General features: G+C 69.4%; 18 protein-coding genes and 1 pseudogene. 1 reads left to right on the top strand and 18 read right to left on the bottom strand.

The window, feature by feature from the left end:
• Positions 1–65 precede the first annotated feature (65 nt).
• The 12 genes from WJM95_RS05450 to WJM95_RS05505 all read right to left on the bottom strand — a co-directional run bounded on the left by WJM95_RS05450 (position 66) and on the right by WJM95_RS05505 (position 12,339).
• The gene (locus WJM95_RS05450; protein ID WP_339128310.1) at positions 66–2,927 is read right to left on the bottom strand and encodes a DEAD/DEAH box helicase; all 2,862 of its coding nucleotides are present in this window, start codon (positions 2,925–2,927) and stop codon (positions 66–68) included.
• A 40-nt stretch (positions 2,928–2,967) separates the two neighbouring features.
• Entirely contained in the window at positions 2,968–3,858 is an 891-nt protein-coding gene (locus WJM95_RS05455; RefSeq protein WP_339128311.1) for a diacylglycerol kinase, read from the bottom strand.
• 29 nt (positions 3,859–3,887) lie between these two features.
• The gene (tatC, locus tag WJM95_RS05460; protein ID WP_339128312.1) at positions 3,888–4,835 is read right to left on the bottom strand and encodes a twin-arginine translocase subunit TatC; all 948 of its coding nucleotides are present in this window, start codon (positions 4,833–4,835) and stop codon (positions 3,888–3,890) included.
• 47 nt (positions 4,836–4,882) lie between these two features.
• Positions 4,883–5,167: a Sec-independent protein translocase subunit TatA gene (gene tatA / locus WJM95_RS05465; protein WP_339128313.1), complete on the bottom strand. Its 285-nt coding sequence runs from the start codon at positions 5,165–5,167 to the stop codon at positions 4,883–4,885.
• Between the two features lie 236 nt (positions 5,168–5,403).
• Positions 5,404–5,598, bottom strand: a complete 195-nt coding sequence (locus WJM95_RS05470) for a hypothetical protein (RefSeq protein WP_339128314.1) — start codon at positions 5,596–5,598, stop codon at positions 5,404–5,406.
• A 10-nt stretch (positions 5,599–5,608) separates the two neighbouring features.
• Positions 5,609–6,001, bottom strand: coding sequence for a hypothetical protein (locus tag WJM95_RS05475; RefSeq protein WP_339128315.1), 393 nt, complete (start codon positions 5,999–6,001; stop codon positions 5,609–5,611).
• 11 nt (positions 6,002–6,012) lie between these two features.
• Positions 6,013–7,038, bottom strand: a complete 1,026-nt coding sequence (locus WJM95_RS05480; RefSeq protein ID WP_339128316.1) for a WYL domain-containing protein — start codon at positions 7,036–7,038, stop codon at positions 6,013–6,015.
• Positions 7,039–7,053: 15 nt separating this feature from the next.
• The gene (locus WJM95_RS05485; RefSeq protein WP_339128317.1) at positions 7,054–8,007 is read right to left on the bottom strand and encodes a WYL domain-containing protein; all 954 of its coding nucleotides are present in this window, start codon (positions 8,005–8,007) and stop codon (positions 7,054–7,056) included.
• A gap of 133 nt (positions 8,008–8,140) precedes the next feature.
• Positions 8,141–8,512 (bottom strand): FKBP-type peptidyl-prolyl cis-trans isomerase, encoded by a 372-nt coding sequence (locus tag WJM95_RS05490; protein WP_339128318.1) that lies wholly within the window; start codon positions 8,510–8,512, stop codon positions 8,141–8,143.
• A gap of 60 nt (positions 8,513–8,572) precedes the next feature.
• Positions 8,573–9,580, bottom strand: a complete 1,008-nt coding sequence (locus WJM95_RS05495) for an FKBP-type peptidyl-prolyl cis-trans isomerase (RefSeq protein ID WP_339128319.1) — start codon at positions 9,578–9,580, stop codon at positions 8,573–8,575.
• Between the two features lie 128 nt (positions 9,581–9,708).
• The gene (pafA, locus tag WJM95_RS05500; protein ID WP_007499792.1) at positions 9,709–11,070 is read right to left on the bottom strand and encodes a Pup--protein ligase; all 1,362 of its coding nucleotides are present in this window, start codon (positions 11,068–11,070) and stop codon (positions 9,709–9,711) included.
• Between the two features lie 9 nt (positions 11,071–11,079).
• Positions 11,080–12,339 (bottom strand): MFS transporter, encoded by a 1,260-nt coding sequence (locus WJM95_RS05505; RefSeq protein ID WP_339128320.1) that lies wholly within the window; start codon positions 12,337–12,339, stop codon positions 11,080–11,082.
• A 107-nt stretch (positions 12,340–12,446) separates the two neighbouring features.
• On the opposite strand from WJM95_RS05505, the gene WJM95_RS05510 reads away from it, so the two are divergent.
• Positions 12,447–13,460, top strand: a complete 1,014-nt coding sequence (locus WJM95_RS05510) for a LacI family DNA-binding transcriptional regulator (RefSeq protein WP_339128321.1) — start codon at positions 12,447–12,449, stop codon at positions 13,458–13,460.
• A 115-nt stretch (positions 13,461–13,575) separates the two neighbouring features.
• On the opposite strand, the gene prcA is transcribed toward WJM95_RS05510, so the two are convergent.
• From prcA to arc, 6 genes and pseudogenes are all read right to left on the bottom strand, one after another.
• Positions 13,576–14,319 carry a proteasome subunit alpha gene (gene prcA, locus WJM95_RS05515; RefSeq protein WP_339128322.1) on the bottom strand — a complete coding sequence of 248 codons (744 nt, stop codon included), beginning with the start codon at positions 14,317–14,319 and terminating at the stop codon, positions 13,576–13,578.
• 57 nt (positions 14,320–14,376) lie between these two features.
• Positions 14,377–15,222, bottom strand: a complete 846-nt coding sequence (gene prcB, locus WJM95_RS05520) for a proteasome subunit beta (protein ID WP_339128323.1) — start codon at positions 15,220–15,222, stop codon at positions 14,377–14,379.
• Positions 15,174–15,425: pseudogene (locus WJM95_RS05525) on the bottom strand (endonuclease VII domain-containing protein); the annotation flags it as partial. The gene prcB and the pseudogene WJM95_RS05525, both read right to left, overlap by 49 nt.
• A 236-nt stretch (positions 15,426–15,661) precedes the next feature.
• Positions 15,662–15,880, bottom strand: coding sequence for a ubiquitin-like protein Pup (locus WJM95_RS05530; RefSeq protein ID WP_261702927.1), 219 nt, complete (start codon positions 15,878–15,880; stop codon positions 15,662–15,664).
• A 156-nt stretch (positions 15,881–16,036) separates the two neighbouring features.
• Entirely contained in the window at positions 16,037–17,548 is a 1,512-nt protein-coding gene (gene dop, locus WJM95_RS05535; protein WP_339128325.1) for a depupylase/deamidase Dop, read from the bottom strand.
• Between the two features lie 235 nt (positions 17,549–17,783).
• Positions 17,784–19,550, bottom strand: coding sequence for a proteasome ATPase (gene arc, locus WJM95_RS05540; RefSeq protein ID WP_339128326.1), 1,767 nt, complete (start codon positions 19,548–19,550; stop codon positions 17,784–17,786).
• Positions 19,551–19,659 lie beyond the last annotated feature (109 nt).

The following is a 19,659-nucleotide window of genomic DNA, read 5'->3' on the forward strand; positions in this document are numbered from 1 at the left end:
ACCACCGGCCGCGACGGCTCGGCTGCGCGACGGCGAGGCCTCGGTCCGTCGGCCTGTCGCGGGCCTCAGCCCACCGACGAGTAGGCCACCACTCCGCGCAGCAGGGCGTCGACCGCCTTGCGGGCGTTCTTCGCGACCGTCGACTTCTCGCCGCCCGAGACGGGCGCGGCGGCCGCGATCTGACCGAGGACGTCGATGACCTGCTTGCACCAGCGCACGAAGTCACCGGCGGGCATCTCGGCCTCCCGCAGCACCTCGTCCAGGCCCTTGCCCGAGGCCCACTCGTGAGCGGCCCAGGCGAAACCGAGGTCCGGCTCGCGCTGGCCCACGCCCTCGGTCTGGTTGATCCGGAAGTCCTCCTCCAGCGCGTCCAGCCGGCCCCAGATGCGAACCATCTCGCCGAGCGCCGCCTTGGCCTTGCCCGACGGCACCTTCGGCGCCATCGCGTCGTCCGCGACCCGGGACTCGTACACCAACGCCGAGACGCAGGCGGCCAGTTCGGCCGGGGAGAGGCCGTCCCAGACTCCGGCCCGCAGACATTCGCTGGCCAGCAGGTCGAGTTCGCCGTACAGCCGGGCGAGCCGCTTGCCGTGCTCGGTGACCTCGTCGGCCCGCAGATAGTCCAGCTCGGTGAGCAGGGCGACGATCCGGTCGAAGGTACGGGCGATGGTGTTCGTCCGGCCCTCGATCCGGCGCTCCAGCTGCGAGGTGTCCCGCTGGAGCCGGTGGTAGCGCTCGGCCCAACGGGCGTGGTCCTCGCGGTCGTTGCACCCGTGGCAGGGGTGCGCGCGGATCGCCGTGCGCAGCCGCGCGATCTCACGGTCGTCGGCGGCCTCGGCGCGCTTCTTGCGGTGCCGGTCGGGCACGATGTGCCCGGCCTTGGTGCGCAGGGCGGACGCCAGGTCCCGACGGGACTGCGGGGAACGCGGGTTGAAGGACTTGGGGATCCGCATCCGGTCGAGCGCCTCGACCGGAACCGGGAAGTCCATCGACGCCAGCCGCTTCACCTGGCGTTCGGCGGTCAGCACCAGCGGGCGCGGCCCGTCGTGCTGCTCGAAGCCCCGGTGGCCGTTCGACCTTCCGGCGGGCAGCCCGGGGTCGAGGACCAGCGCCAGCCCCGCGTACTTGCCGGTCGGCACATGGATCACGTCACCCGGCTTCAGCTTCTCCAGGGCGACGGCCGCCTCGGCGCGGCGCTGCGACATCCCCTGCCTTGCCAGTTCGGTCTCGCGGTCCTTCAGTTCGCGCCGCAGCCCCATGTACGCGTCGAAGTCCCCGAGATGGCAGGTCATCGACTCCTTGTAGCCTTCGAGGCCCTCTTCGTTGCGCTGCACCTGCCGGGAGATCCCGACGACCGACTTGTCGGCCTGGAACTGCGCGAACGAGGTCTCGAGGAGCTCGCGCGAGCGGTGCCGGCCGAACTGCTCGACCAGGTTCACCGCCATGTTGTACGAGGGCTTGAAGCTGGAGCGCAGCGGGTAGGTGCGGGTGCCCGCGAGTCCCGCGAGGTGCTCGGGGCTGAAGCCGCGCTGCCACAGCACGACCGCGTGGCCCTCGACGTCGATGCCACGGCGTCCGGCCCGGCCGGTCAGCTGGGTGTACTCGCCGGGCGTGATGTCGGCGTGCTGCTCGCCGTTCCACTTGACGAGCTTCTCCAGCACCACGGAACGCGCCGGCATGTTGATGCCGAGCGCCAGGGTCTCCGTCGCGAAGACGGCCTTGACCAGGCCGCGGACGAAGAGTTCCTCGACGACCTCCTTGAAGGTGGGCAGCATGCCCGCGTGGTGGGCCGCGATACCGCGCTCCAGGCCCTCCAGCCACTCGAAGTAGCCGAGGACGTGCAGGTCCTCGTCCGGGATGGAGGCGGTCCGCTCCTCGACGAGTTCGCGCACCCGGGCGCGTGCCGCGTCGTCGTTCAGCCGCAGCCCCGCGTACAGGCACTGCTGCACGGCGGCCTCGCAGGCCGCGCGGCTGAAGATGAACGTGATGGCGGGCAGCAGCCCTTCGGCGTCCAGCCGCTCGATGACCTCGGGCCGGCCGGGCGTCCAGATCCGCGAGCGCTGTCTGCGCTCACGTTCCCGGTCGGCCTCGCGCATCGCGCGGCCCCGTCTGCGGTCCTGGTACGAGGGACGGCTGGCCTCCATGCGCGCCATGCGCGTGAGGTCGGGGTTGACGGCCCTGCGCTGGCCCTCGCCCTCCTCGAAGAGGTCGTACATCCGCCGTCCGGCGAGCACGTGCTGGAACAGCGGGACGGGCCGGTGCTCGGAGACGATCACCTGGGTGTCGCCGCGCACGGTGTCCAGCCAGTCGCCGAACTCCTCCGCGTTCGACACGGTCGCCGACAGCGACACCAGGGTCACCGACTCGGGGAGATGGATGATCACTTCTTCCCAGACGGCGCCGCGGAAGCGGTCGGAGAGGTAGTGCACCTCGTCCATCACCACATAGCCGAGCCCGAGAAGGGTCTGCGAGCCCGCGTACAGCATGTTCCGCAGGACCTCGGTGGTCATGACGACCACCGGGGCCTCGGAGTTGACGCTGTTGTCGCCGGTGAGCAGACCGACCTTGTCCGCGCCGTAGCGGCGGCACAGGTCGGCGTACTTCTGGTTGGAGAGCGCCTTGATCGGCGTGGTGTAGAAGCACTTCTTGCCCTGCTGGAGGGCGAGGTGGACGGCGAACTCGCCGACGATCGTCTTGCCCGAGCCGGTGGGCGCGGCCACCAGCACGCCCTTGCCCGCTTCGAGCGCCTGGCAGGCCTCGATCTGGAAGGGGTCGAGGCCGAAGTCGTACATCTCGCGGAAGGACGCGAGCGCGGTGGCCTGCTCGGCGGCGCGTCTGCGTGCCGCCGCGTACCGCTCGGCCGGTGAGAGGTCCTCTGTCATCGTGCTTTCGAGACTACCGGGAGGCACTGACACAAGGACGATCATTATCCGGATCAGGGGCTGTGAAACCCCGGATCCCCGCAGCTCAGGGAAGTGCGACGCGCACGGCCGCCCGTACGCAGTCCACGGTGAGCGGCAGCGGGCCGAGCGGCTCGCCGTCCGCGTACCCGGTGACGCCCTCGGCGAGGAGCTCGACCCGGGCCGCCCGGTGCACGCTGACCACGGGATGACCGACGTGGGTGCCCCGGTACACGCGGGGGAAGATCTTGAGCAGTGTGGCGCGGGAGCAGTCGCCGACCACCGTGATGTCGAACAGCCCGTCACCGAGGCTCGCGCCGGGACATATCCTCATGCCGCCGCCGTACGACGGTCCGTTGCCGACGGCCACCAGCGTCGCCTCGATGTCCCGGGTCTCGCCGCCGTCCAGCGTGAGGCGGTACGGGACGGGCTTGAACGCGGCGAGTTCGGCGACCATGGCGACGTCGTACTTGAAGCGGCCGACGGGCAGGCGCATGCGGTTGCCGCGGTCGTTGACCCGGGAGTCGAACCCGGAGGCGAGGACGGTGCCGAACCAGGTGCCGTTCACCCGGCCCAGGTCGACCTCGCGCAGCCGCTCGCCCCTCAGCGCCTCGGCGATCATCCGGCCAGCGGCCGCGGGGTCGCCCACGGGCAGGCCGAGGGCCCGCGCGAAGTCGTTGCCGGTCCCGGCCGCCACCAGTCCGAAGGGCGTACGGGTCCCGGCGACGGCCTGGAGTGCCAGGTTCGCCATGCCGTCCCCGCCGACCGCGACGAGGGCGCCGGTCCCGCCGGCGACCGCCTCGCGCGCCCGGGCCAGGGCGTCGTCCGCGTCCTCGCCCTGGACGGTATCGACGGAGAATCCCGCGGCACGCAAAGCGGAAGCGGCCGGCAGCGCCGCTCGGGCGCCCCGGCCGCGGCCCGCGGTGGGGTTGACGATGAGGGTGATCTCGCTGGTCACAGGGTGACCTTACGAGGTCCCGGGCTTCGTCAGGTCACGTCGTCATAACCGTTGACCCGGTCCGTGGTGGCCTGCTCCGGAAGGACCCGGCCGGCACCCACGTTCTCGACGTCGCCGATGTCCTCGGGGGTGAGGTCGAGGTCGGACGCCTCGTCGTCGGCGGGTCCCGACTCGTCACGCCTGCGCTTGCGCCGGTCGTTGTAGAGCGAGAAGAGGACGGCGCCGAAGTACAGGATCCAGATCGGTCCGGCGAGCGCCAGCATCGTCAGCGGGTCGGTGCTGGGCGTCGCGACGGCGGCGAAGACCGTGATGCCGACGATCATGCCCCGCCACCAGCCGAGCATGCGCTTGCCCGTGAGGATGCCCGTGAGGTTGAGCATCACCAGGAGCAGCGGCAGCTCGAAGGAGAGACCGAAGACCACGACCATGCGCGTGACCAGGTCGAGCAGGTCGTCGAGCGGCAGCAGGTTGCTGACGCCGTGCGGGGTGAACGTGAGCAGGACCTTCGCCGTGGTGGGAAGCACCTTGTAGGCGAAGAAGGCGCCGGCGAAGAACAGCGGGACGCCCGTGCCGACGAACGCGTACGCGTACTTCTTCTCGCTCCTGTGCAGTCCCGGGGCGACGAACGCCCAGAGCTGGTAGAGCCAGACCGGCGAGGCGATCACGACGCCCGCCATCAGGGAGACCTTCAGCGCCAGGGTGAACGGCGCGAGCAGACCGTTGATGGTGATCTGCGCGCACTGGTGGTTCTTGGGCTGCTTCGCCAGTTCGGCGAAGGTCTCCGGACATCCGACGGAGTCCAGGACCGGCTTCGTGAAGAAGTTGATGATGCTGTTGTAGTAGAAGGCCGCGACGATGGTCACGATGACGATCGCCAGCACCGCCTTCGCGAGCCGGTTGCGGAGCTCGCGAAGATGGTCCGCGAGGGGCATGCGCCCCTCGGGGTCCTTCTCCGTGTTGCGGGCAGACTTGAGCAACCCACGTCCTCATCTCATGCGGCGGGCCGGGGGTGTCCGGCCCTGCGTCAGCGCTGGGTCGTGTCCGTGGGCTCGTTGACCGGGCGCGAGCTGGTCACGTCGCCGGGAGCGGCCTGGATGGTGCGCTGCGCGGGGGGCTGCTCGTCGGCGGCCGGGGCGGGGGCCTGGGTGCTGCTGCCGCCCTCCTCCTTCATCGCCTTCGCCTCGCTCTTGAGGATCCGGGCGGACTTGCCGAGGGAGCGCGCCATGTCCGGAAGCTTCTTCGCGCCGAACAGCAGGATGATGACGACGAGGATGAGAATGATCTCGGGAGCTCCGAGCCTTCCGAACATAAGTCTTTACCTTCTCACCGAGGCTGCATGGTCGGGGTGCTGGCCGATCGGTCGGACGTGTGTCCGAACGTCGTAGTGTCAGCGATCGTAACGCTCAGGGGTGAACGCGGGGCAATCCCTGTGCGTACTCCCAGTTCGCGGCCCGCGCCTCATTCTCCGGGCCGCGCCCCTGAGCGTACCTGGCCCCGGCATGAAGTCGACAGGCCGACGTGACGCATCGCGCATTCACGGACGGCTCACACCGTGTCCATGGAGCGCGCGGCCCCGAGCGCGGCCTCCTCCAGGTCCTCGGAGGCGGAGCTGATACGGCGCGCGGAATCGGCCACCTGGCGGCCCAGACGCTCCGCTTCCACGAAGACACGCACGGCGAGAACTCCCAGAACCGAGATTCCGAGGAAACCCGCGGCGATCGCAAACATCGGCCAGAACATGACGACGACCCTAGAGGGTGGAGTGCAGCCGCAGCGTGCGGACCCCGCCCCCGGTGAGAAGTTCGACGATGCGCTCCCCCGCCGGCTTGCGGACGGCCGACCCGCACGCGGGGCAGGTGAACGAGTAGAACGTGGTGCGGCTGCTGGCGCCGATGGCCAGGCGCAGGGCACCGGGGGTGAGCTCGAACCCGGCCCGGCAGTCGGGGCACGCGGCCTTGAACATCACCTCGACGACGCGGCGCATCCCGGCGAAGGCCGCCCCGACCGACATCTCCGGCGCGCCCGGGGCCGAAGCGGCCCGTCCCGGCGCGCCCGCGGTCGCTCCGGCGCGTCCCGGGGCCCCCGCCCGCCGTACCGCACCCGGCTTCTCCGGGGCACCCGGCCTTCCCTGCGCACCAGACATCGACGACGTCCTCAAAGCCCTTGCTCCCGCCCCTCGTACGGTCTGTCCCGGACCTCCGCGAGCCCCTCGTGCCCGTCGTAGGCGGCGAGCGCCTCACGGGCCGCGGCGCGGGCGCTGTCCGCGAGAGCCTGCGGCGAGACGATCCGGCCGTCACCGCCGAGACGCAGGGCCAGCCGCCGCAGCGAGGCGGGATCCGGTGTCCGCAGGGTGATACGCAGCCCGCCGTCCGGCAGCTCATCCGCGCTGTCGTGCGGGTAGTACTCGGCGACCCAGCGCCCGCCGGGACCGGTCTCGACGACCACCTCGGGATCCTCGGCCGCGGGCTGGACGAGCCCCTCGGACAGGTCCCGCAGCTCGATCTCGGGCGGCGCGGACGGCTCGTCGAGAATGCGGATCTCGGCGACCCGGTCGAGCCGGAAGGTACGGCGCGCCTCCGAGCGACGGCACCAGGCCTCCACGTAGGTGTGGCCCACGCTGACCAGGCGGATCGGGTCGATCTCGCGTTCGCTGAGCTCGTCGCGGGACGGCGAGTAGTAGCGGATCCACAGCCGCCGCCGCTCGGAGATCGCCCGGTCCACGTCGGCGAAGACCCCGCCCTCGGACTCGAAGGTCACCGACAGCCGGGAGCTGGCACCCGCCGCCTCGCCCGAGGCGGCCTCCACCTTGGCGGTGGCCCGCAGCAGCGCCTGCCGGTCGCCCTCGCGCAGACCGGGCAGGGTGGACACCGCGCGGGCGGCCACCAGCAGCGCGGTCGCCTCGTCCGCGGCGATCCGCAGCGGCTCGGCGACGTCGTCCGGGTTGTGCCACCAGATCCGGTCGCCGTCGGTGTCGATGTCGAGCAGATCCCCGCCGCGGAAACTGGTCCCGCACAACGGCAGGACGTCGAGGTCCGAGATCAGCTCGTCCTCGGTGATCCCGAAGGCGCGGGCGACATCGCCCACGCGCGCGCCGGGACGCTCCCGCAGATACGTCACCAGGGAGAGCATCCGCCGGGTCTGGTCGATCGCGTTCGTGGGCCTGGCCGGTTTTCCTGCCACTTTCTTACTTTCCCCTCAGCCCTTGGCCACGGAACGCAGCCGGTCGATCACATCGGCCCGCAGTTCGGCGGGTTCCACGACCACCACGTCCGGCCCGAACTCCACGAGCCAGGCGTCCAGGCCGTGCCCGTACGGAATCTCCAGCTCGTCCCAGCCGCCGCCCAGTTCCCTCACCGAGACGGCCTTGGCGCGCAGCGGGTAGCCCGCGCCGGAGCGCAGCCGGATCAGCGCCGAACGGTCGGTGATCTCCCCCGCCCAGCCGGCCACCGTCTCGCGCACGGTGACGACGTCGGGGACCTCGGCGGTGTACCGGCCCGCACGCGCGCGGACCTTGCCGGTGATCCGGGAGAGCCTGAAGACGCGCTCGGCCGCGCGGTCGCGGTCCCAGCCCGCGAGGTACCAGTGGCCGCGCCAGCATTCCAGGGCCCAGGGCTCCACGTGCCGGGTGCCGGGCTGCGCGGCGTTCGCCTTGCGGTAGTCGAAGACGACCGGGCGGCGGTCGCGGCAGGCGAGCATCAGGGGCTCGAAGGCGGCCTCGTGGACGGGGATGTGGGGTTCGAGGGCGCCATGGGATCCGTAGGGGTCCACGTCCTCGGGCAGCCCCGCGGCGCGCAGTTTCTGGAGGGCTCCGCTGGCCGCGCCCGCCAGCCGGGCCTGCTGCCAGACCTTGGCGGCCAGCCCGAGGGCGGCGGCCTCCTCGGCGTCGAGGGTGATCGGCGGCAGACGGTTGCTGTCGCGGCGGGCGAGATAGCCGACCTCGCCGTCGAGGTTCTCCACCGTCTCGATGACCAGGCCGAGTTCGCGCAGATCGTCCTTGTCCCGCTCGAACATCCGGTTGAAGCTGTCGTCCGATCCGGCTTCCAGATAGGCCTCGATGGACTCGCGGAGTTCCCGCTTGCTGAGCGGCCGCCGCGTCCCGAGCAGACACAGTGCGAGGTTCATCAGCCGCTCGGCCTTGGCAATGGCCATCGACGCCCTTCCTATGGTGCTTCCGACCGATGACCGTACCGCTCCGGAGTGTCGCGGCAAAAGCCGAGGGCCCATGCCCGGACGGGCATGGGCCTCGGATGATCGGATCCGGGTCGGATCCGGTCCGCCGTGATCAGACGGCGATCAGGTCGACCACGAAGATCAGGGTCTCGCCGGGCTTGATCGCCGGGGTCGGGCTCTGGTCGCCGTAGGCGAGGTGGGCGGGGATGGTCAGCTGGCGACGGCCGCCGACCTTCATGCCCTGCACGCCACGGTCCCAGCCCTTGATGACACGGCCGCCGCCGAGCGGGAACTTGAACGGGGCGCCCCGGTTCCAGCTCGCGTCGAACTCCTCACCCGTGCTGAACGACACACCCACGTAGTGCACCGTGACGTTCTGGCCCGCCTCGGCCACGGCGCCGTCACCCTCCCAGAGGTCCTTGATCTCAAGGTCCGCCGGCGGCTGGCCCTCGGGGAAATCGATCTCGGGCTTCTCGATGCTCACGTCTTTGCTCCTGCTTGTGTACGTAAGGACAACACGGACAGTCTTGCATCCCCGGAGGGGTTACATCTTCGCCAGGATGTCGACCGAGAAGACGAGCGTGGAGTCCTTCTTGATACCGCTGCCGGCCGGCGGGTTGTCCGCGTAGCCCAGCGCCGGCGGAATCACGATCAGCACACGGCTGCCGACCTTCTTGCCCGTCAGCCCCTGCGCCCAGCCCTTGACGACCTGCTGCAACGAGAACGACGTCAGCTGACCGCGCTTGTACGTCGAGTCGAACTCCTTGCCGCTGTCCCACAGCACGCCCTCGTACTGCACGAGGACCGTGCTGTCCGCCTTGACCTCGGGACCGTCGCCCTCGATCACGTAGTTCGCCACGAGCTTCGTGGGAGCGGTCTTCTTCGGCACCGTGATCTTGGGAGCCGAACCGTCCGTGTTCGTGCCGACCGTCGGCAGCGAGGAGTCCTTCTGCGGGACGTCCTTGCCCTTCGCGGAGCTCTTGGAGTTGAAGGTGTCCTCGATGTCCACCACGAACACCAGCGTGTCGGTGCCCTTGATGCCCGCCTGCGCGTTGCCCGACGCGCCGTAGCCCCAGGTCGGGGGGACCGACATCTCGACACGGCTGCCGGCCTTCTTGCCGACCAGGCCGTAGCGCCAGCCGTCGATGATGCCGCCCTGCGCCAGCTGGATGACCAGCGGCGTCCCCCGGTCGTAGGAGTTGTCGAACACCTTCGCCGTGGCCCAGATCTGCCCCAGGTAATTGGCCTGGATGTAGTCGTTCTCCGCGACCGTCTTGCCGTTGCCCGCGATCACCGTCCTGACCGCCAGGTCCTTCGACGGCTCCCCCGGGCCCTTGGCCACGGTCGGCTTCTCACCGAACTTCGTACCGGCGGTGATCGCCGGCAGCGGACCGTCGACGATCTTCGGCGGGGGCGGCGCGGAGGCCGCGGCCGAAGCCGAGGGCGACGGGCTGTTGCTGGACTTCGCCGTGTCTGACTTGCCGTCGTCACCGCATCCGGCGAGCGTGACCAGTCCAGCGGGTACGGAGAGAAGGAGTGAGCGTCGGCGCACGGTGGGAGCCTCGTATCGGTCGATCTTGGTGGATGGCGTGCGCGCAACTCTACGACGTGAGAAGGGCGCCGTACGGAAAACGTACGGCGCCCCGCGTTGCGTTCCGCGTCACCCACGGAACCCTCGGCTCACATCCCGGCGATCAGCTTCTCCACCCGGTCGTCCACCGAACGGAACGGGTCCTTGCACAACACCGTGCGCTGCGCCTGGTCGTTCAGCTTCAGATGGACCCAGTCGACGGTGAAGTCCCGCCGCTGCTCCTGGGCCCGCCGGATGAAGTCACCGCGCAGCCGGGCCCGAGTGGTCTGCGGCGGTACGGACTTGCCCTCGAAGATCTTCAAGTCGTTGCAGATCCGCGCGGCTTGCCCCTTCCTCTCCAGAAGGTAGTAGAGACCACGACGTCGGTGGATGTCGTGATATGCGAGGTCTATCTGCGCGACCCTGGGGTGCGACATGGTCATGTTGTGCTTCGCCCGGTACCGCTCGATGAGCTGGTACTTCATGACCCAGTCGATCTCCGTGCCGATCCGGTCGAGGTCCTCGGCCTCGATCGCGTCGAGCGTGCGGCCCCACAGTTCGAGGACCTGCTCGACCGTCCCCGTGCGGATGCCGCGGCGCTCGCAGAAGTCCACGGCCTTCTCGTAGTACTCGCGCTGCACCTCGAGCGCGGAGGCCTCGCGGCCGCTGGCCAGCCGCACCTTGCGGCGGCCCGTGATGTCGTGGCTGACCTCGCGGATCGCCCGGATGGGGTTCTCCAGGGTGAGGTCCCGCATGACCGTGCCCGCCTCGATCATGCGCAGCACGAGGTCCGTGGCACCGACCTTGAGGAGCATCGTCGTCTCGGACATGTTCGAGTCGCCGACGATGACGTGCAGACGGCGGTAGCGCTCGGCGTCCGCGTGCGGCTCGTCACGCGTGTTGATGATGGGACGGGACCGCGTCGTCGCGGAACTGACACCCTCCCAGATGTGCTCGGCGCGCTGGCTGACGCAGTACACGGCCCCGCGCGGCGTCTGGAGCACCTTGCCCGCACCGCACAGCAACTGCCTCGTGACCAGGAACGGAATGAGGATGTCCGCGAGCCGTGAGAACTCCCCGTGCCGGGCCACCAGATAGTTCTCGTGGCATCCGTAGGAGTTTCCGGCCGAGTCGGTGTTGTTCTTGAACAGATAGACGTCGCCCGCGATTCCTTCCTCGTGCAGGCGTCGTTCTGCGTCCACCAGGAGACCTTCGAGAATGCGCTCGCCGGCCTTGTCGTGGGTGACGAGTTCCGTCACGTTGTCACACTCGGGTGTGGCGTATTCCGGATGTGATCCCACGTCGAGATAAAGGCGGGCACCGTTCCGCAGAAAGACATTGCTGCTGCGGCCCCATGACACGACACGGCGGAAGAGGTACCGCGCCACCTCGTCGGGAGACAGCCGGCGCTGTCCCCTGAACGTACACGTGACGCCGTACTCGTTCTCCAGCCCGAAAATGCGGCGGTCCATGACTGAACATTACGCCCGATCCCCTGAGCTGAAACGGGGTTCGACGGCTCGGTTTGGATCATTTTCCGATGACGCCGCAACTACCCCGCCCCTCCCGGCCGCCGCGAGGACCCTGCCCGTGGCCAGCAGAACCACCAGGGCGGCGGCACCCGCGACCCCCGGAACGGCGAACCCCCGGGCCGCCCCGCCCCACTGGACCACCGGCCCCGCGAGCCCCGTTCCGACCGAGGCACCCACGGTGAACGTCGTGACAAGCCAGGAGAAAGCCTCGGTGACCGTGCCGGCCGGAGCGTGCCGGTCCACCAGGACGAAGGCGCACGCGATGCTCGGCGCGAGGAACACCCCGGCGAGCGTCGCCAGAGCGGTCATGGCGACCGGACCCGGCACCAGCATCAGCGGGACGTAACACACCGCCAGAAGGCCCACCAGCACCCGCAGTCGCCGCTCCGGCGCCCCGCTCCAGCGGCGCGCGCCGTAGACCACACCGCCGCACAGCGCGCCCAGCCCGATGCCCGCCATCAGCCAGCCGTACACCGCGTCCCCGCCGTGCGCGTCGGCGTACGACACCCCCGCGACCGTGATCGAGCCGAGCGCGATCCCGATGAACAGGAAGGCCCCGAGCAGCGCCAGCAGCCCCGGCGAGCGCAGCGCGCCCAGCCAGTGCGCCTCGCGCGGCGCCGAACGCCACGCGCGCGAGGGCTCGGAGAGGACCACGGAGAGGGCGCCCAGGACACCGATGACGCTCAGGATCAGCAGAGCGGCCTGCGCCGACCACAGCGACACGCACAGCGTCACGAGCAACGGCCCCACGGTGAACATGATTTCCTGCGCCACCGCGTCCATCGCGTACGCGGTGTGCACCTGCTCCTCCTCGCGCAGCACCGAGGGCCACAGCGCCCGCAGGCCGCCCTCCAGGGGAGGCGTGAACAGTCCGGCCACCGCCATCGCGGCGCAGGCGAGCGCCACCGGGTCCGTGCCGGCCAGCGCGAAGACGCCCATGCCGAGGGCCGAGACGACCGCCGCGGGCAACTGCACCCGGGGCTGGCCGTACAGGTCCACGAGCCGGCCGAGCAGGGGCTGTCCGACCGCGTTGGCCACCCCGTAGACGGCGGCGAGCGCGCCCGCCAGGCTGTACGTGCCGCCCTCGGCCCGCACGAACAGCACGACGGCGATGGCCGCGGTGGCGTTCGGCAGCCGCCCCACCAGCGTCCCGGTGAGGAGCCGGGCGGCGTGCCTCGCCCTCAGGATCTCCAGGTATCCCGCAGCCATGGCCTGCCCTTCCGGTAGTGCGTGACGTCGAAGTGTTACGTATAACGTCCTGCTCAATACGTACCATGTGCGCTGACCGCGAGTCCAGACGAAGGAGCAGGCCCACGGTGGCAAGAGGTAGCACGCGCCCCACCAGCCGGGACGTCGCCGAGGCCGCCGGGGTCTCCCAGGCCGCCGTCTCCCTCGTGCTCGGCGACAAGTGGCGCGGCCGCGTCTCCGCCGCCACCGCCGAACGCGTCCGTGACGCCGCCCAGGAACTCGGCTACCGCCCCAACCTGGCCGCCCGCAACCTCCGCCTCGGCCGCACCCGCACCGTCCTGCTGGTCGTCCCCGCCCTCACCACAGAGTTCTTCGCCGGCGTCTACACCGGCGCCGCCCGCGTCGCCGCCGAGCACGGCTTCGGAGTCGTCCTCTACCCCTCCCCCGAGGGCATCGGCCCCGCCCGCGACCCCTTCGGCTCCGCCCAGGCGGCCCTCGACGGCGTCCTCGCCTCCTCCATGGCCGCCGACGCCCTCACCGCCATCCGCGGCGACCAGCTCCCCCTGGTCATGCTCGACAGCGACCCCGCCGGCAGCCAGGGCGCCGCCACCGTCAACCTCGACATCGCCGACGGCGTGCGCCAGGTCACCGACCACCTCCTCGGACTCGGCCACCGGCGCTTCCTCCACCTCGCCGCCGACATCCCCTCCTGGACCTTCGAGGTCCGCGGACGCGAGATCGCCTCCTGCCTGGTCGAGGTCCCCGGAACGAGCCTGCGCGTCGCCCGCGCCCCCATCTCCTTCGAGGACGCCCTCGCCGCGGCCCAGACGGCACTCACCGCCCCGGGCCCCCGCCCCACCGCCGTCATCTGCGACGACGACAAACTCGCCGCCGGCGCCTACAAGGCCGCCCGCCGCCTCGGCCTGCGCATCCCCGACGACATCTCCATCACCGGACTCGACGACCTCGCCCTGGCCCGCGCCCTGGACCCCGAGCTGACCACGGTCCGCCTCGACGCCGAACGGTTCGGCGAACAGGGCATGAAAGCCCTCCTCGCCGTCCTGGACGGCCGCACGCCCCCGCAGGAGGACATCCCCGTCCACCTGGTCGTACGCGGCTCCACGGCCCCTCCTGGCCCCTAGAACAGCCCCGGGACGGTCCGGCCCCCCGCATGCGGAAGGGGCCGCACCGGTCTGCACCGGTGCGGCCCCTTCCCCACGAACACCCGCCGAGCGGGCACACGGTCGAAGCGGGAACTCACTCGTCGTCGGCGTCCTCCGCCTCCGTGGCGGTCTCCGCTCCCCCGACCTCCAGCAGCCGGGACAGCTGACGGCCCGTGATCCGCTTGAACTTCCGCTTCTGCGGCCGCGTACGGTCCAGCACCGCGACCTCGAGACGCTCCGCCGGAATCTCCCGCTCGCCGCCGTTCGGCTCCCGGGACAGCGACTGGACGGCCAGCTTCAGCGCCTCGGCCAGCGACATGCCGTCCCGGTGCTGCGTGTCCAGATAGGTGCTGATCTGCTCGGCGTTGCCACCGACCGCCACCGAACCGTGCTCGTCCACGATCGAACCGTCGTGAGGCAGCCGGTAGATCTGGTCACCGTCCGGCGTCTCGCCGACCTCGGCGACCACCAGCTCCACCTCGTACGGCTTCTCCGCCGCCGACGAGAAGATCGTGCCCAGCGTCTGCGCGTACACGTTCGCCAGACCACGGGCGGTCACGTCGTCACGGTCGTACGTGTAGCCGCGCAGGTCGGCGTACCGCACACCGCCGATCCGCAGGTTCTCGTACTCGTTGTACTTGCCGGCGGCCGCGAAGCCGATCCGGTCGTAGATCTCGCTGAACTTGTGCAGCGCGCGGGACGGGTTCTCGCCGACGAACACGATGCCGTCGGCGTACTGGAGCACGACCAGGCTGCGGCCACGGGCGATGCCCTTGCGGGCGTACTCGGCCCGGTCGGCCATCGCCTGCTGGGGTGAGACATAGAACGGCGTCGACACCGGCTATCCGTCCCTTTCTGTCGAAGTCACTGGATCACCTGGGAGAAGGGACAGGTCTCAGAGCAGCGCGGCACGCGGGCCGTCGGGCTGCTGGAGTCGCCTCTCCAGGATCACGCGCGCGATCTCGGAGGACTCCTCGTCCGTGAGCCGGCGGAAGCCGCTCTCGGTGATCACCGTGACGATCGGGTAGATCCGGCGCGCGACATCGGGACCACCGGTCGCCGAGTCGTCGTCGGCCGCGTCGTAGAGGGCCTGGATCACCAGCGTGGTCGCCTGGTCCTCCGTCAGATCCTTGGCGTAGAGCTTCTTCATGGCGCCGCGCGCGAAGATCGAGCCGGAGCCCGTGGCCGCGTAGCCGTGCTCCTCGGAGCGGCCGCCGGTGACGTCGTAGGAGAAGATGCGGCCCTTGCCGCGGTCCACGTCGTAGCCCGCGAAGAGGGGCACCACGGCAAGACCCTGCATGGCCATGCCGAGGTTGGAACGGATCATCGTGGACAGGCGGTTCGCCTTGCCCTCCAGGGAGAGCTGCGCGCCCTCCACCTTCTCGAAGTGCTCCAGCTCCAGCTGGAACAGCTTCACCATCTCCACGGCGAGACCCGCGGTGCCGGCGATGCCCACCGCCGAGTACTCGTCGGCCGGGAACACCTTCTCGATGTCGCGCTGGGCGATGACGTTCCCCATCGTGGCCCGCCGGTCGCCAGCGAGGACGACTCCGCCGGGGAACGTCACGGCGACGATCGTCGTGCCGTGCGGGGCCTCGATCACGCCCTGGACGGGCGGCAGTTGCCGCTTGCCCGGGAGCATCTCCGGCTGATGCTCGGACAGGAAGTCCATGAAGGACGACGACCCGGGCGTCAGGAAGGCAGCCGGTAGACGCCCGGTGCTACGAGTGTTGGCTTCCACGCGTTTCCCTCCAGGTAGGCGGCAGCCCGACGAACAGCGTCGGGATCGTCTCCCAACTTGCCGATGGCCGAATTGCAGTTGAAGCACAGTACGCCACGGACACTACCCGTCTTGTGGCAGTGATCCACATGAACCGCAGGAGCTTTCGGGCGGATCACGCGGAGCCCCTTTCGAGAGGCGCCCATCGCGTCACGATCGGCCTCGAACGCCCCCCTCGCACCCGTGGCCGCAGGGTCCGGTGTCCGGTCCCACGAAACGTCGCGAGACCGCGGGCGTCCGACGCAGCACCGCCGTGCAGGGAGCCGTGAGGCCCGATGCCCCCGGCAGCTTCGGCAGAAGGCGAGGACTGCTCACGGCCCGAATTCCGTGCACCGCGAGCAGCACCTCACGCCATCTTCATTTTCTAACCGAGAGGCCCCCGTCGCCCCCGATTCGAAGGCTACTCGCCACCCTTCTGAACGAAACTTCGAACGAAGTCCTCGGCGTTCTCTTCGAGTACATCGTCAATTTCGTCAAGAACCGAGTCGACGTCGTCGCTCAGCTTTTCCTGGCGTTCCTTGAGGTCGTCGGTTGCCTGCGCGTCCTGCGACTGTTCCTCGACCTCCTCGGTGGAACGCGTCGCCTTCTGCTGTCCGCCGCCGGTGTCCTTGGTCGCCATAACCCTCACCCCGCTCGGTTCGACGTTCTTGATCAGACCCTACAAGCAGGGTCCGACATCGGCCCCGCAGTTGCCACAACGTACGGGGACCACCTCGATGATTCCCGTAACGCCGGGTATTCCACCCTGTCCGGCGCGTGCCGTCCGGGCGGAAGCTCAATTGCCCGACAGGACCCTGACCAGGTCCTCCGCCGTACGGCAGCGGTCCAGGAGCTCCTTGACGTGATTACGCGTTCCGCGAAGGGGCTCCAGGGTTGGGACGCGCTGGAGCGAGTCCCGGCCGGGCAGATCGAAGATCACCGAGTCCCATGAGGCCGCCGCCACGTCGTCCGCGTACTGCTCCAGGCAGCGCCCGCGGAAGTAGGCGCGGGTGTCCTCCGGCGGGGTCGTACGGGCCCGCTCGACCTCGTTCTCGTCCAGGAGGCGCTTCATCTTGCCGCGGGCCGCCAGACGGTTGTAGAGGCCCTTCTCTGCGCGCACGTCGGCGTACTGGAGGTCGACCAGGTGCAGCCGGGCGGCGTCCCAGTCGAGGTCGTCCCGGCGCCGGTAGCCCTCCATGAGTTCCCGCTTGGCGACCCAGTCGAGCTCCCCGGACAGGCTCATGGGGTCGTTCTCCAGGCGGTTCAGGGTGTCCTCCCAGCGCAGGAGGACGTCCTTGGTCTGTTCGTCGGCGTCCGCCCCGAACCGCTCCTCCACGTACTTGCGCGAGAGCTCGAAGTACTCCATCTGGAGCTGCACGGCGGTGAGGGTGCGGCCGCTGCGGAGCGTGACGAGGCGCTTGAGGGTCGGGTCGTGGGAGACCTGGTGGAGGGTGCGTACGGGCTGGTCGACGGCCAGGTCGACGGCGATGAAGCCGTCCTCGATCATGGAGAGGACCAGGGCCGTCGTGCCGAGCTTGAGGTAGGTCGAGATCTCGGAGAGGTTCGCGTCCCCGATGATCACGTGGAGCCGGCGGTACTTCTCCGCGTCCGCGTGGGGTTCGTCGCGGGTGTTGATGATGGGGCGCTTGAGGGTGGTCTCCAGGCCGACCTCGACCTCGAAGTAGTCGGCGCGCTGGCTGAGCTGGAAGCCGTGCTCGTGCCCGTCCTGGCCGATGCCGACGCGGCCCGCTCCGGTGACGACCTGGCGCGAGACGAAGAACGGCGTCAGGTGGCGCACGATGTCCGAGAAGGGGGTCTCCCGCTTCATCAGGTAGTTCTCGTGCGTGCCGTAGGAGGCGCCCTTGTTGTCGGTGTTGTTCTTGTAGAGGTGGATCGGCTGGGCGCCCGGGAGCTGGGCGGCCCGCTCCGCCGCCTCGGCCATGATGCGCTCGCCGGCCTTGTCCCACAGGACGGCGTCGCGCGGGTTGGTGACTTCGGGGGAGCTGTATTCCGGGTGTGCGTGGTCGACGTACAGCCGCGCACCGTTGGTGAGGATGACATTGGCCAGGCCGATGTCCTCGTCGGTGAGCTGGCTGGCGTCGGCCGTCTCCCGGGCGAGGTCGAAGCCTCGCGCGTCCCGCAGCGGGTTCTCCTCCTCGAAGTCCCAGCGGGCGCGGCGCGCCCGGTGCATCGCCGCCGCGTAGGCGTTGACGATCTGGGACGAGGTGAGCATGGCATTGGCGTTGGGGTGACCGGGGACGGAGATCCCGTACTCCGTCTCGATGCCCATTACTCGCCGTACGGTCATGCGGCCCTCCTTGCCCGGCGGCGCCCTCGGTCGGGGGCGCTGCTCAAGTACCGCTGGCGCTCCGGTGCGTGTGCGGTGCCCGTCCCCGCACTGCGCGACTCGGCGGTACGAAAGAGCCTAGAACGCCACTGCGCTGGTGGGGAGATCATTTGCGTCATTGCTGTGGTCCCGGCCGTGACCGGAAAAGCAGGCGGCTGCGGATACCCGTGGAGGGCACCCGCAGCCGCCCTGTCTTTTACAGGTACTGACCGGTGTTGGCCACCGTGTCGATGGAGCGTCCGGTGTCCGCGCCCTGCTTTCCGGTGATGAGCGTTCGGATGTACACGATCCGTTCGCCCTTCTTTCCGGAGATCCTGGCCCAGTCGTCGGGGTTGGTGGTGTTCGGCAGGTCCTCGTTCTCCTTGAACTCGTCCACGCACGCCTGGAGGAGATGGGAGACCCGGAGGCCCTTCTGGCTGTGCTCCAAGAAGTCCTTGATGGCCATCTTCTTGGCGCGGCCCACGATGTTCTCGATCATGGCGCCGGAATTGAAGTCCTTGAAGTAAAGGACTTCCTTGTCACCGTTGGCGTAGGTGACCTCCAGGAAGCGGTTCTCCTCGGATTCGGCGTACATCTGCTCCACGGCGGTCTGGATCATGCCGTGGACGGTGGCCGCCCTGTCGCCGCCGTGCTCTCCGACGTCCTCGGAGTGCAGCGGGAGGCGCTCGGTGAGGTACTTCTGGAAGATGTCCTTGGCCGCTTCGGCGTCCGGGCGTTCGATCTTGATCTTCACGTCGAGCCGGCCGGGCCTCAGGATGGCGGGGTCGATCATGTCCTCGCGGTTCGAGGCTCCGATCACGACCACGTTCTGGAGGCCTTCGACACCGTCGATCTCGGCGAGCAGCTGCGGGACGATGGTGTTCTCCACGTCCGAGCTGACGCCGGATCCGCGGGTGCGGAAGAGGGATTCCATCTCGTCGAAGAAGACGATGACGGGGGTGCCCTCGCTGGCCTTCTCCCGGGCACGCTGGAAGACGAGGCGGATCTGCCGCTCGGTCTCGCCGACGTACTTGTTCAGGAGCTCGGGGCCCTTGATGTTGAGGAAGAAGCTCTTACCGGTGGCCTGGCCGGTCACTTCGGCGACCTTCTTGGCCAGTGAGTTGGCCACGGCCTTGGCGATGAGCGTCTTTCCGCATCCGGGGGGTCCGTAGAGGAGGACACCCTTCGGGGGCCGCAGTTCGTGTTCCTTGAAGAGGTCGGGGTAGAGGTACGGGAGCTCGACCGCGTCGCGGATCATCTCGATCTGGCCGCCCAGACCGCCGATCTGCTCGTAGCCGATGTCCGGGACCTCTTCGAGGACGAGTTCCTCGACCTCGCTCTTGGGAACGATTTCGTAGACGTAGCCGGAACGGGGTTCGAGGAGCAGGGCGTCTCCGGGCCGGATGTTGACGTCCAGGAGCGGTTCGGCGAGCCGGACCACCCTTTCCTCGTCGGTGTGTCCCTGGACGAGGGCGCGCTCGCCGTCCTCCAGGATCTCCTTGAGGGTGACGATGTCGCCGACGCTCTCGTACTCCATGGCCTCGACCACGTTGAGGGCTTCGTTGAGCATCACTTCCTGGCCGCGCCTGAGCTCGTCGAGCTCGACGCTGGGGCTGACGTTCACCCGGAGCTTGCGGCCCCCGGTGAAGATGTCGGCGGTGCCGTCCTCGTTCGCCGTGAGGAAGACTCCGAAGCCGGCCGGCGGCTGTGCGAGCCGGTCGACCTCCTCCTTGAGGGCCACGATCTGGTCGCGGGCCTCACGGAGCGTGTTCGCCAGTCTCTCGTTCTGTGCGGACACGCCTGCCAGGTTGGTCTGCAACTCGACGATCCGCTCTTCGAGAATCCTCGTGTGTCGCGGAGAGTCGGCGAGCTTGCGTCGCAGGACGGCGATCTCCTGCTCAAGGTAGGCAATCTGCCCGGCGGGGTCATCGGACCCTCTTCCCGGGCGGATGCCGCGGTTCATGTCGTCGTCGTGGGCTGCCACGGTCCTCACCTCCTCCAAGGGGAGCTGGACGCTTCCAGACCCTACCTGGGTGGGTGTCGATTGAAACCCCTAGATCACAAAGACTGTCGGGGTGTGTCCGATCTTCACC

The organism is Streptomyces sp. f51 (genome assembly GCF_037940415.1).
Classification (GTDB): domain Bacteria; phylum Actinomycetota; class Actinomycetes; order Streptomycetales; family Streptomycetaceae; genus Streptomyces.